The organism is Prolixibacteraceae bacterium, from assembly GCA_019856515.1.
Taxonomy (GTDB): Bacteria; Bacteroidota; Bacteroidia; order Bacteroidales; family Prolixibacteraceae; genus Halosquirtibacter; species Halosquirtibacter xylanolyticus.
This window is the reverse complement of sequence record CP082230.1, coordinates 4890216-4904182: the sequence shown is the minus strand read 5'-3', so window position 1 is coordinate 4904182 and position 13967 is coordinate 4890216. Positions and strand designations below refer to the sequence as shown.

General features: G+C 38.3%; 9 protein-coding genes. 6 read left to right on the top strand and 3 right to left on the bottom strand.

What is annotated here, in order from left to right; all coding sequences use genetic code 11:
* Positions 1 to 298 precede the first annotated feature (298 nt).
* The 3 genes from K5X82_18000 (at position 299) to K5X82_17990 (ending at position 4723) form a co-directional block, all read left to right on the top strand.
* Positions 299 to 1144 carry a CPBP family intramembrane metalloprotease gene (locus K5X82_18000; protein QZT37104.1) on the top strand — a complete coding sequence of 282 codons (846 nt, stop codon included), beginning with the start codon at positions 299 to 301 and terminating at the stop codon, positions 1142 to 1144.
* Positions 1137 to 2732 carry a TIGR00366 family protein gene (locus K5X82_17995; GenBank protein QZT37103.1) on the top strand — a complete coding sequence of 532 codons (1596 nt, stop codon included), beginning with the start codon at positions 1137 to 1139 and terminating at the stop codon, positions 2730 to 2732. The genes K5X82_18000 and K5X82_17995 overlap by 8 nt, the downstream gene beginning before the upstream one ends.
* A 326-nt stretch (positions 2733 to 3058) precedes the next feature.
* Positions 3059 to 4723 (top strand): hypothetical protein, encoded by a 1665-nt coding sequence (locus K5X82_17990; GenBank protein QZT37102.1) that lies wholly within the window; start codon positions 3059 to 3061, stop codon positions 4721 to 4723.
* A gap of 129 nt (positions 4724 to 4852) precedes the next feature.
* Here the strand turns inward: K5X82_17990 and speA are convergent, their stop codons facing one another.
* Entirely contained in the window at positions 4853 to 6751 is a 1899-nt protein-coding gene (speA, locus tag K5X82_17985; GenBank protein QZT37101.1) for a biosynthetic arginine decarboxylase, read from the bottom strand.
* Positions 6752 to 7115: 364 nt separating this feature from the next.
* Here speA and K5X82_17980 point away from each other — a divergent pair, with 364 nt between their 5' ends.
* Together K5X82_17980 and ung are read left to right on the top strand one after the other, a co-directional pair.
* Entirely contained in the window at positions 7116 to 7718 is a 603-nt protein-coding gene (locus tag K5X82_17980) for a hypothetical protein (GenBank protein QZT37100.1), read from the top strand.
* A gap of 26 nt (positions 7719 to 7744) precedes the next feature.
* Positions 7745 to 8407 carry a uracil-DNA glycosylase gene (gene ung, locus K5X82_17975; GenBank protein QZT37099.1) on the top strand — a complete coding sequence of 221 codons (663 nt, stop codon included), beginning with the start codon at positions 7745 to 7747 and terminating at the stop codon, positions 8405 to 8407.
* Between the two features lie 126 nt (positions 8408 to 8533).
* Here ung and K5X82_17970 read toward each other — a convergent pair whose 3' ends face one another.
* Both K5X82_17970 and K5X82_17965 read right to left on the bottom strand, forming a co-directional pair.
* Complete coding sequence (locus tag K5X82_17970; protein QZT37098.1) at positions 8534 to 10741, bottom strand: family 20 glycosylhydrolase; 2208 nt, start codon at positions 10739 to 10741, stop codon at positions 8534 to 8536.
* Between the two features lie 477 nt (positions 10742 to 11218).
* A complete protein-coding gene (locus tag K5X82_17965) occupies positions 11219 to 13126 on the bottom strand; it encodes a DEAD/DEAH box helicase (GenBank protein ID QZT37097.1) in 1908 nt (635 codons plus the stop codon).
* Positions 13127 to 13472: 346 nt separating this feature from the next.
* On the opposite strand from K5X82_17965, the gene K5X82_17960 reads away from it, so the two are divergent.
* Complete coding sequence (locus K5X82_17960) at positions 13473 to 13943, top strand: CYTH domain-containing protein (GenBank protein QZT37096.1); 471 nt, start codon at positions 13473 to 13475, stop codon at positions 13941 to 13943.
* Positions 13944 to 13967 lie beyond the last annotated feature (24 nt).

Sequence of the window (13967 nt, the reverse complement as noted above, 5' to 3'; positions counted from 1 at the left end):
ACCTATAACATACTACGAATCAAAGTAGTAATACAAATAACATTTGTTATCTTGTGATATCAACCTTGAATAGTTATCTTCGTTGGGTTCGCGGTGTCTTTGATGGGCACGAATACCGATTAAATTGTGGAATGAGCAAAATTCTTGCGTTCTATATTGTTTATACTTTGCTTATTAATACTATCATATGGGGAGCTAAGGTTCCTTTTTTTAACGAAGTATTTAAAAACAGTATTCGTAAAGCTTATAGTTCATTTAATCATTTAATGGGGATAATTTGAAAATAGAGAGGTATACTATGCAACAAAAGCAATTCTATCCAAATATATGGGCAGCCCTATTCATTATTGCGCTGTACACTTTTATACAGGCGATCGTTGAACTGCCTATTGCACTATATGATTACCATCATGGCACTTCTTATCTGAGCAGTCCGCTGGTATCCTATCCCGTGTTTATTGGTTCGACACTCTTCATTCTGTTTTATGGCTATAAGAGTTCGGGATTTTCATTAAAGGAGGTATTTCCATTTAAGTGGTTTGCGGTGTGGTTGCTTCTTCCATTCATATTGATGGATGTTTCGATTCAGTATTACATGGCCGACATCAATACGTGGTTTACACAACTGATACCCGTACCCGATTGGTTCAATCAGTTGTTTGCAAGGATCTTTGAGAGAGCTCCTTCACAGTGGGTTGGTATTGCAAAGGTGGTTTTGATTGGGCCAATAATTGAGGAGTTGATATTTAGAGGGATCATCATGAATGGTTTTCTTCGCAACTACTCTAAAACCAAGGCTATTCTGATCTCGGCACTACTCTTTGGTTTTTTCCATATGAATCCGTGGCAGTTTATTCCTGCGACGATACTTGGGGTTTTGGTAGGAATATTGAGAGCACAGACGGGTTCGATATGGGCAGCGATTGCAGGACACAGTATTCACAATGGGTTGGTATACCTGTCGATTGTGTTCTGGAAACCTCTTTCACAGGAGCCTTTATTGCAGCATACGACACAAAATAACGTCATCCACGGCTTTGTCATATTATTAATGATTACAATAATTATTTTTGCAACGAGAAAGAACAATAAATATCGATGGTTTAGAAAACCGATTATAACTAAAACAGATCAACATGCTTAAGAAAATTCCTCACACCTATGTGATTATTTTTGGAATCATCCTTCTTTCAGCAGTCATGACATGGATTGTTCCTGGCGGAGAGTTTGCCAGAGAGGTAGTCGATGTAAACGGTGTAGAAAGAGAAGTTGTTGTCAACAACTCATTTGAATATCAAGAGAGCGTTCCACAGTCGTGGCAAGTGTTCTCTTCTTTTTTTACTGGATTTACGAATGCGGCAGATATCATCGCCTTTATCCTTATTATTGGGGGTGCTTTTTGGATCATCAACGACAGTAAGTCTATCGATGTAGGGATTACTTCGTTTTTGGATTCGCTGAAGCGATTCGAACATATTAAATGGATACAGAAGATTGGGGTTGACAACATCATCTTTGTGATGATTATGCTGATGTTCAGTGTTTTTGGGGCGGTCTTTGGGATGAGTGAAGAGACCATCGCCTTTATCATTATCTTTGTACCTCTTTCGATCAAGATGGGGTATGACTCCCTTCTAGGTGTGGCCCTATGTTTTGTGGCGGCGGGTCTTGGTTTTGCAGGGGCTATCCTAAACCCTTTCACTATCGGTATTGCCCAAGGTCTTTCGAACCTACCACTGTTTAGCGGCATTGAGTATCGTCTGTTCTGTTGGGTGGTGATCAACGTGGTTGGTTTCACTTTTATACTACGTTATGCCCATAAGATACGCAAGAACCCTAAGAGTTCGTTGGTGTATGAGGAGGATAAGTACTGGAGAGATAAGAAAGATGCGACATCGGGAGAGATAGAACATTACATACCACGCAGCGCTTATGTTGTCTACGTATTATTGTCGGTTTTTATGATCAATATTGCATTCCAATATCCATCTACAGATCTTAAGATTGGACAGTCGGTTGTTCAGGCCTGTGCATTTCCTTTTCTTGCAGTACTGTTCGTTGTATTGGGAGCTATTTCTCTACGCAAGACAGTGCATTACTTTATTTTAAACCTACTACTATTTACGATTCTACTGCTTATTGTTGGAGTGATGGGGTACGGATGGTATGTTGGAGAGATCGCATCTCTATTTCTTGCGATGGGTATTTTTGGTGGTATTGCTGCAGGGAATAACGGAAACAAGATCACCAAGTTATTTATAGAGGGGTCGGCAGATATTCTTTCCGCAGCACTTGTTGTAGGATTGGCTGGTGGAATCATTGTGATCTTAAGGGATGGTAAGATTATCGACACGATTCTCTACAGCATCTCGACAGCGACGAATGATATGGGGAAAGTATCCTCGGTGAGTATGATGTATTTCTTTCAATCGTGCTTAAATATCATCATCCCATCAGGATCAGGTAAAGCGGCATTAACGATGCCTATGATGGCACAATTTTCGGACCTTATTGGTATCTCAAGACAGGCTACTGTGATGGCCTTTCAATTTGGAGATGGCTTCACCAACATGATCACTCCGACTTCGGGTATTCTTGTAGGAGTTCTTGGGGTGGCTAAGATTCCTTATCCTAAATGGGTAAAATGGATTACACCACTGATGGTCATTCTTATTGTATTAGGGCTGTTACTGCTTATTCCTACAGTAACCATGGAGTTAAATGGATTCTAGTGGAATGACCTTTATGTTGTAGTTATTATTGCCGTGTAATCAAAAATGATCCATTTACATCACTAAAAGAGATCTCTACAACTGATATTAATAGGTTGAGTTATTCAATATAATCCATCTATTTTTTGCTGCAACGATGCGCTGAAGGCGCTAGTTCCATTGTATTAAAAAAAGAGAGGATGTTGCAATAGCAGCATCCTCTCTTTTTTTAATACAATGGATGTTCTCTTTCTAGTAAGTGTATTTTCTCATGTATTTATGCGTTTTAAATTGCTAACTTTAGACTACAACCTAAAGATTACACAAACGTATAAATTCTTAATCACATGGATAAAGTTTTTTTTCCTACAAAGATGCCGTCTGCCATACAGGGGTTTACAGAAATAAGAGTACTCGAGAATTTCCCATACAAGAAGATGGAAGATTTAATGCAATACTGTCATAAATTAGGTAATGACAAAGATGAACAGAAACAACTGAGTGATGTACACATCTATCAACATTATCTAAAAGAGCATTATGTTATCGTTCAGTCTTTTGGAAAGGTTACCTATATCTTATTCTTGGAACAAGGTAAAAGTGGTTTTCTAGGCACACAAGATTATATTTTAAGCGAAGGCACATTGGCATTGAGCCATTCGAGTCGCAAAGCCATTGCCACCAATCAAGAGAAAACGGTTATACGTAACTTCTTTGAAGCATTAGATATAAATTGTTCGGATGCAGTATTAGGCATTGCGATGACAGATCTTAAGGTCAAGAAGAGGACTATAGAGCCGACTGCTGTCTTTCATGATCTGTTCTTAGAGATGTATAAAAGTAATGAGAGCCTACATGCTGCATTAGATCACTTCAAGATCAGTCTGTATATGAATCCCATCAATACACAGGACTCTTTTCTTAAGACACATTGTCTTGATAGTTATACTAGCACCACAGGAGATGAGGACCTTAACGATGTACCTCTAATAAATAAGATGCGACAGAAGATTTCAGAAACGGTAGGAGGCATAACAATAGTTATTAGCATAAGCCTACAGATGTTGATGGAAGCGCTTAATTCATCACCATTAGTTTTGTCTACAACAGAAAAAGAGTTAATCAACGCTTATCATGAGATTACAAGATTAGAGCCTATCTACCCGAGCTTTCTTAAGGTGCTATCTATATACAGTGATTTTCTTTCAAAATTCAATGACGAAGAGGACAAAGACAATAAAGAGGGGTATAAAATTGAGGATATATCTGAACCCTTACAGATACTGTATGAAAAGATAGTGATTAACAACATGATTCTACTTCAATTCTATCAAGAGATATATGATCTTCTCTTTTCGAATAGTTTTTTCACAGTGTATCATTATGAGATGAAATTCAAATATAATGATCAAAAACACTATTTTTCGTTGAGTACCATCTCCCTAGCGATCAAATCGGATCTTCCTGTAGACGAAAGGATTCAAGATGGATTTATATTACAACGGTACAATGGAAAAGAGTGGGAGAATATGCTATGTGTCATTCACAACCAGGTTGTTTTTGTCAATGAATCACATGGACTAACAAGAATGGATCTAAAGCGGATACTTGGTCAGTTATGTACTGGACTTAGAAACGATGATATATTACGAGTGGGTCATGGATTAGATCAAATAGAACCTAATGGTGTGCTACTGCAAGATTATGGTATTGATTCAAATATATTTGAAATTTATCCTGAAGATAATAAAGGGATGGGAAATACGATCATCTCCTACCACCATCATGGAGAAGAGCTTATTGATATTCTTGAGAAGAATAAAGGTCATCGTACTTATCTGATGACCTTAACGCAATCAGAGGATAATTTAGTTCTAAAAGAGTATAGCCCATTTGCACAAGAAAAAGAACAATCAATACTGGATCAGTTTCATGGATTTAAAACACTCATAGAACTTAAGAATCGAGTAAAAAATTATAGTCAACTCTTACCTGAGATCATGTTAACCTAACAAGGATTACATAGAATTAGAAGTGATATTGATAGGCATAGTAGTAGCGAAATAATCGTTTTCGCTACTACTGCTATCTATTCTTTTCCACTACATTAAATCATGTTGTGAGGTTAAAGACTCAAAACACTACTCTTTCTCTAGATAGGTGTAGCCATATAATCCAGAGCGATAGTTTGCTAGAAATTCGCGCCCCTCTTTGGCTGTAATCTTCCCCTCTTTTACGGAGGCAGTAACCCAAGTCTCTACGGCTCTCACAAGCTTCTTGGGATTATACTGTACATAGTCTAACACTTCGGCAACGGTTTCGCCATCGATGATCTGATCAATAGAGTACCCTTCGTCACCCAGAGAGACATGTACCGCGTTGGTATCGCCAAAGAGATTGTGTAGATCCCCTAATATCTCTTGATAGGCCCCAACAAGGAAGACCCCAATATAGTAGTTCTCGCCCTCTTTCAGACGATGTACAGGCAATGTTTGTGAAGAGTTCGTGGTCACAATAAAGTTGTCGATCTTCCCATCAGAATCACATGTGATATCCTGTATGGTTGCATAGTTTGACGGCTCCTCCAAATGGTTCTGAATAGGAACTATTGGAAACAGTTGGTCGATAGCCCAAGAGTCGGGAAGCGATTGAAACAGCGAGAAGTTACAGAAATACTTATCGGCTAATAGCTGTGGTAGTCGCTCTAGTTCATGAGGTATATGTTTGAGACGTTTCGACATCTTCTCGACCTCTCTCGCAATTGTCCAGAATAGTCGCTCCATCATCGCACGCCCTTTTATATCGAGCAGTCCAATACTAAACAGGTTGAGCGACTCCTCTCTTAGCTGAAGGGCATCGTGCCAATCCTCCAAAAGATGGGGTTGAGATAACCCTTTCAAAATACTATATAGATCCTTCACATTGTCGTGCATTTGATCATCGATATGCATCTCATGATCCCAACGAGGCTGTGAGGTGGATTCCATCACTTCGAACACCAAAACAGAGTGGTGGGCTGTTAAGGAACGCCCGGATTCGGTGATGATGTTTGGATGAGGCAGTCCGTTTTTGTTACTCGCATCGACCATGGCATAGACGGCATCGTTCACATACTCCTGAATGCTGTAGTTCACACTACTATCAGAATTTGATGAACGTGTTCCATCGTAGTCGACCCCTAGTCCACCACCAATATCCACAAACTCGACAGGGATTCCCATCTTTTGCAGCTGAACATAGAATTGGGCAGCCTCTTTTAATGCGATCTTAATTCGTCGTATTTTATTGACTTGGCTACCGATATGGAAATGGACCAACTTTAGACAGTCATGAAGTCCATTGTTTTCAAGAAAAGTCACGGCATCTAACAGTTCGCTTGCATTCAGTCCGAACTTACTAGAGTCGCCTCCTGAGCCTTCCCATTTACCACTTCCAGCACTAGAAAGTTTGATACGAATTCCAATATTTGGGCGCACCTTTAATCTTTCGGAGATCTCTGCTATCAGACAAAGTTCGTTGAGTTTCTCGACCACAAGAAATATACGTCGTCCCATCTTCTGCGCCAACAGCGCTAACTCTATATAGTCTTCATCTTTGTAGCCATTACATACGATAAGAGAGTTGGGATCGGTGTTGTTTGCGATCACAGCATGAAGCTCAGGTTTTGATCCCGCTTCCAGTCCGATATTAAATTTCTTCCCATGGGAAACCAACTCTTCGACCACAGGCTGCATCTGATTCACCTTAATAGGGAAGATGGTATAAGCTTTTGCCTTATAATCATTGTCCAGTGATGCTCTTTTAAAGCATTTATACATCTCTTCAATACGACTATCCAGAATGTCTGGGAATCGCAATAAAACAGGAGTAGCAACATCACGGAGCTGTAGTTCGTCTAATAGACCTTTTAAATCGATCGCCCTCCCATCTCTTGATGGCGTCACCTGTACATTACCTTTTTCATTAATTGAAAAATAGTTGATTCCCCACCCTTGCATGTTGTACAATTCCAGAGAATCTTCAATACTCCACTTTCTCATTATCAAAAAACTTAACCGAGTGCTATAAGTAGTCCTTTTGCACCTATAAACAATAAACTTGAGCAAAGCTTATATGTGAAGTCTCGCTCTAACAAAGCCTTCTTTTGAAGAACACGCAAACATACACAAAAAGCCTTTATGTTATGGCTCACGGCAATGTTAAAAATATACTTTTAGATGAAATATCTTCAATTCGACAACTACAATATGACTTTGGTAAATATTTCAAAGAAAAGAGGTGTGAAATATTTAGATCCATTAATGAGATGAAGTATCGCCTCTATAGTCAGCGTATTTGATTGATAAAAATCGTATTTTTGCCTCTTCGAGAAGAGCAAATAATAAAAGCATATAGCCACATATTATGGATGGGAATCGTTATCAAGAGATTCGACAAGAGATGCAACAGGTATTTCAAAAAGCATTTGATTGGAATCGTCTAAGTTCGGAACAAATCATTGGTGCCGCAACTAGATTGGGGGTATGGCACAAAAATCAATTGTGTTACAAGGAGGATGAAGACAAGATGATCTTCTTCGAGTATTGTTTCTATGAATCCCTCACGGCCAAAGGCTCACAAATAGGCCAATATAGAGAAGAGAGCGGATTGACTTTGGCAAGTTTGATGGAGCAAAGTATTCACTCTTTATACGAAGTTGTTGGTTGTAGCAGGGAGACCAATGAGGTTCATTTGAAGGATTTGATTCACGCTGATAGAGAAGAGCTCTCTTTGGTTGACATCAACTTATCACATTCGAATGCCATTGGTCTTATCATCTATACTAGACTCATTCCTTTTGACAACAACTATATATCGACTGGAGTAACCATGACTTTTTCAAAAGAAAATAGCCATAGTGCTTTAGTTCAGAAGAGTAAGATAGAGCTTAAAAAGAGAAGAAAACTCTCGTCACAAGAGCAGTATCAATGGGCTTATCTCTCTTATATAAAATATTCAAGATCATAATTCTTTGGAGATCAACAGACAATACTATGGATGTAAAAATAGAAACTAGCTGGAAAGAGGCACTTAAGAGTGAGTTTGCCCAACCGTATTTCAAGACGTTAACTGATTTTGTAAAAGAGGCGTATCGCACTAAGACAATCTATCCTCCAGCAAAGCATGTCTTTGAGGCCTTTCATCTGACACCACTTACACAGGTTAAGGTGGTTATTCTTGGACAAGACCCTTATCATGGTGCCAATCAAGCCCACGGTCTCTGTTTTTCAGTCAATGAGGGGATAGCATTGCCTCCATCTTTACGAAATATATTTAAGGTAAGAGAGTTGGATGTTAATGTTCCATATACGACCAATGGTAACCTCACTGCGTGGGCAGAACAAGGGGTCTTTCTTCTTAATGCCACACTCACTGTTGAAGCCAGTAAGGCAGGATCACATCAGAAAAAAGGGTGGGAGACATTTACAGATACTGTAATAAAGACGATTTCAGAGAAGCAAGAGAATGTGGTGTTTATTTTATGGGGAGCCTATGCACAGAAGAAGCAAGTGTTGATTGACCAAAACAAACACCTTATTCTTCAATCAGTCCATCCAAGCCCACTGTCGGCACATAGGGGATTTTTTGAGACCAAACCATTCTCAGACACCAACAGTTATCTTAAGAGCAAAGGGATTACTCCAATTCAGTGGTAACACCCACTGCATAGTTATGGTATATTGGACTGGCATGACAGAGACAATCCAGTCGGAAGATGCAAATTCAAATCATAAAAAAGGAGTTGATAACACAACTCCTTTTTTTATTTGTCCAAAGTAAACTTATTCAATCACAAGTTCATCAACATATAATGATGCAAATTTACCCATATCTTTATGCCATTTAGGAATGATACGGATGTTCTTTGCAAGCACACGAACATATCTTGCCTCTTTTCCATTCGGAAAACAAGATACATTCTCAATTCTTCTCTTCATATTGTCTGGCTGTTGCTCATACACCTCTTTATAAATCATAGAGAAATTTTTTCCATCTCTTGAGATATAATAGGTTACAGAAGAGGGCATAAAAGCACCTTTCTTTAAGTCGACCATCCAGTTTGTTCCGATGCGTGTAACAGGATACTCTTGCCCTAGGTCGACAGTTAAATCAACATCATTAAGGTCCATTCGCTGGAAATATTGAGTAAATCCATCACTGATACGCATCCCTCCGCCACTCGTTTTTAATTTTGAGAACGGATACTTAACTGATACATATTTATGAATCCCCATATGCTTCACAAAATGTCTTTTGGTCACCTTTGATATCGAACCATCAGAATGGAAGCAACATGCATTTACATAGTACTTATCCGACATCACCATCGGTCCATCATAAACCTTCGAAGATTTAGAAGGTAGAGTACCATCAAGAGTATAGTAGATTGGTGCGCCGATCTCATTGTAAAGAGTCAATACCACCTGACCTTCTTCATTAAAGTTATTATATGCATGTACGATATATGAAGGTTCTCCATAAGAGATGTTATATAGCTTGAAAACGTCCTCTATTCTATTTACACCTCTCAAAAAGCTTTTCCAATCATCATTACGAATTCCTCCCCAACTTCTATCAGCAACGGCAAGGATTCTTGGAAACATCTTGTAGGTCATCACATCCAACGATGGTGATTTTGCTGCATCAATCATAGCACATACCCCAGAGACGTTTTTACGATCGATATTCTCACCTTCTACCGCAGGATTAAACTCATAGACTTTCTTCAATGTCGTCAAGTTCTTTGTTGTCTTAGAGACCTTATTCATTGACTGAGGGCGATCGAAATCATAGATAGTGTTGGGAGCCTCAATGACTCTTAATCCTCTATTTAAATTCACATAAGAGATCGCGGTGGAACTCATCACGATAGTCAAAGCTCCCTTTCTATTGGTATACTTCCATCCATTATCCACAAAGACTAACTCCACTCCTTTTTCAAAGAACTGTTTGTCAACACTTTTAATGAGTTTAGACTGCATTCTGCCATAACGATCAGTAAATCGATCTAATTTTGAACCAGCACTCAGATCTTGACTGTATTGTTTATCTACCGATAAATCTGTCACATTACCGATACAAACATACTTTGCTTTGAACATAGTGGCAATTTCCCCTATTACAGAGGTAACAAATGTAGACACTGTAGGATTTAGAAAATCCATATAGCAATTCTTCTCGAAATTTGTATGGTTTACCACCTCTCCATAACTAGAAGCATCACAAAACTTAGGGTAATGATTCTTGACTGCACAGTTATTATCGAACAGTGCCACTTCTGGAATGATAGTTACATTCTTTCGATGGGCATAGCTTAATATATTTGACACATCATTACGGTTATACAATGATTTTGTGTCCCCACTTAATTTTGGATATGACGAGAGATTGACTCTCATGTAATCTCCTTTGCCAATCACTAACACCAAGCGATTTAGTTTCATGAATGTCATGTAATCGATAATACGCTTCACTTCGTCGACGGGCATTAAACGCTGTGAGACATCTAGGCGTAGCATACGATCTCGGTAAATAGGCTTATCAGTGATATCAACGCAAGGAATATCGAACTGGCCATCCTTTCCTTTTTTGGTTAACTGAATAAGGCTTTCAATGGCATATATTACCCCTCCTTTACTACTTGCTTTAACGATAATATTCTCTTTCGTTACGGTTAAAGCATAACCATCTTCTCCTAAACCCAACCTCTTATCGTAATAGATCTTCAGGTCTGACTCATCTAACGACTTTCCCTTCTTCACCTCTACAGCGCAAAAGTTTTTAAAGAAATGAATCAAGTCCTTCTCTTGCAATAGCACTAATGCACTATTACTTTTAATCGTAAGGCCCTGTTTTAACTTAAAGCTCCCTGAAGCTGTTTCATATCTTACTGGATTAGGAATAATTGTTGTTACATTACTTTTGTTACCAGTTTTGCCACACCCCACTAAAAGCAACAAGAGTACAATATAATGCAAAAGATACTTCATAGACTGTTATTATTTTGTTTTGTGATTTTAAACCCTAAATACCATTATCCCCTTTACTGTTGTACATATTATTCTTTAAATATGCCAACTTTATTTATGGATACATAATTTTTATTCTTTAATAACATCTAAATTACACATTTTAATACTTTTAGCAAGATTAGGCGATGAATAAATGCAACATAATTCGATCGCAATATAGGGGAGGTAAAAGCGAATATTTTGGATGATTTTAGACATCACTGAAAACCAATACAGTTAAGATATAAAGCCTTGAAATAGTGTTTGACCATATGGGTAGACACATAAATAAAATAGACAACGACATTTATAAAAAAGGTAAGATAAAGGGACTACATCCATTGTATGTATTACCATATAATTTGGTTCAATGAAGCAATGAGAGGAGAGGATATAAAAAAAGCTACAACACATAATGTGTTGTAGCTTTTAATATTGTAAATGGAGTTTTTAAGATTAGTTACTTCTCTTAAAACTTCTTCTTTTATTTCCAAAACGGCGATTTCCACCACCATTATCGTGGAAATTATCATCTCCTCCATTAAATTTTCCACTTCCACTACGACGATCTCCATCACCACCGCGACGATCAGAACTTCCACCACTACGACGGTCACTTCCACCACCACGACGGTCGCTTCCACCACTACGACGGTCACTTCCACCGCCACTACGACGACGATCTCCACCGCCACTACGACGACGATCTCCACCGCCACTGCGACGATCACTTCCACCGCCACCTTCGGCTTTCTCGACTCTTAAACTCTTTCCTTCAAAGTCAAAGTTAGATGAAGAGTTCACTACTTGATCAGAAGAACTAGTTTCTACCTCGAAGAAAGAGTATGCCGATTTGATATCAATAGCACCGATAAGGTGACCACGCATATTTGTTGACTCACAAATGATACGAACCAATGCACCTTTGTTCAAGCCATCAAGATGACCTGCATTGATAAAGAATCGAGACATTCCGCTCCTAGTAGGCTGACTAGTACGACTACTACGATCTTCTCTTGATCTCTTAGACAGTTGTTTGAAATCACAAGAGATATCACGAGCATTACGATAGTAATCTAAGAATTGATTAAACTCTTTAGAAACAATCTTTTTGATTAACTCTTCTCTTGAAAGCTCATCTAATTTATCCGAAACCTTTTCAATATATTGATCAATCTCTTGATCATGAACCGTAACATCTTTTAGGTCATCAACTAAAGAATAAAGTTTAGTTTGGCAAATATCTTCAATAGAAGGTATCTCTTTTGCTTCAAACTTAGCTTTTACAGTTCGTTGAATATCTTGAATACGACGTTGTTCTTTGCTTGTAATAAAGGCAATAGAAGTACCTTTTTTACCCGCACGTCCAGTACGACCACTTCGGTGTGTATACACTTCTGGATCATCTGGTAATTTGTAATGAATTACATGGGTAAGATCTGAAACGTCAATTCCACGAGCAGCTACATCAGTAGCAACCAACATTTGAATGCGTTTCTTTCTAAATGAGTTCATCACAGCATCACGTTGTGCTTGAGATAAATCACCATGTAATGAATCGGCACTATAACCATCTCTCATTAATTTATCAGCAATCTCTTGTGTCTCCATTCTAGTGCGACAGAACACAACACCATAGATATTTGGCTGAAAATCAATAACTCGTTTTAGTGCTTCATAACGATCTCTTTCACGAACAGCATAGTATTCGTGAGAAATATTATTTGAAGTTTCATTCACTCCTCCAACCGATAACTCTTTCGGGTTGGACATGTAAGCTTTTGAAATCCTTTTAACCTCTGCTGGCATGGTTGCAGAAAACAACCAAGTAGATCTGTGGTCTGGGGTTGCTTCTAAGATGGCATCTAATTCAGCCTTGAAGCCCATATTTAGCATCTCATCAGCCTCATCAAGCACTGCAACCTTAACCTGCTCTAGACGAGCCTTTCCTCTCGAAATAAGGTCAACAAAACGCCCTGGAGTAGCCACAATAATATGTGCTCCTCTTCTAAGCTCTTTGATTTGCAATGCGATATTAGCCCCACCATATACAGACACGATACGCACCCAAGGCATCATCTTTGCAAAATTATTCAAATCTTTTTCGATTTGAAGGCACAATTCACGTGTTGGACAGACTATGACACCCTGAGTGTCACTAATAGTAGAATCAATACTATTCAATAATGGCAGACCAAATGCTGCTGTTTTCCCAGTTCCCGTTTGAGCCAATCCGACAAAATCCGACTGCTCCTCTAGCAATAAAGGGATCGCTTCAGACTGAATTGGTGTAGGGTTCTCAAAACCTAACTCTTTGACCCCTAACACTAACTCTTCGCGTAATCCTAATGTATCAAAACTCATATGTTTCTCTAAAAAATAAGACTGCAAAAATAGACTATTTTATTTAGGATCACAACTTATTTACCACATATTGATCATAGAACTCAAAATAGAACTACAAAACTCATTCTCAATAAATTAGAACACACAATAACCGACATCATAATAAGAATTGCAAATAGATCCTTCTATTTTAAGTAATTCAAAATAGAAGATTCTCAATCAAAGCTCTAATTATTTCATCGTTATTGACAATCATTGCTCTAAATATATACATCTTTTTGTCAAAGATTAATAGATCGCTATTTGACTACCATCATCTATATAATTACCTTTGCTTTCAACGCAACAGAAACTACACATCTTTATGGCAAAAGAAATTGAAAGAAAGTTTATTATCTCAAAAGATATTCCGCTAGAGGGTCTTCCCTTCTCCAGCATAGAACAGGGCTATCTATCAACAGATCCCAACAAAACAGTTCGGGTTCGGATAAAAGACACGACTGCTTTTCTCACCATCAAAGGTAGGACTGAAGGTATTACTAGAGATGAATTTGAATACACCATACCCATCGATGATGCAAAGCAACTATTAAAGATGACCTCCAATAAGATCAATAAAAAGAGGTACTACTATCACAATCCACCTCATCTATGGGAGATTGACATTTTTGAAGATGAGAACAGAGGACTATATTTAGCGGAAGTGGAGTTAAATGAATCCACCGAAGAGGTAATACTTCCCCAATGGATCATTAAAGAGGTTTCAGGAGAGGATAAATATTACAATTCACAACTCTGCATATCCCCTTTTACAAGCTGGTCGAATGAACCCTAATCCAATATTATTAAACACACCATA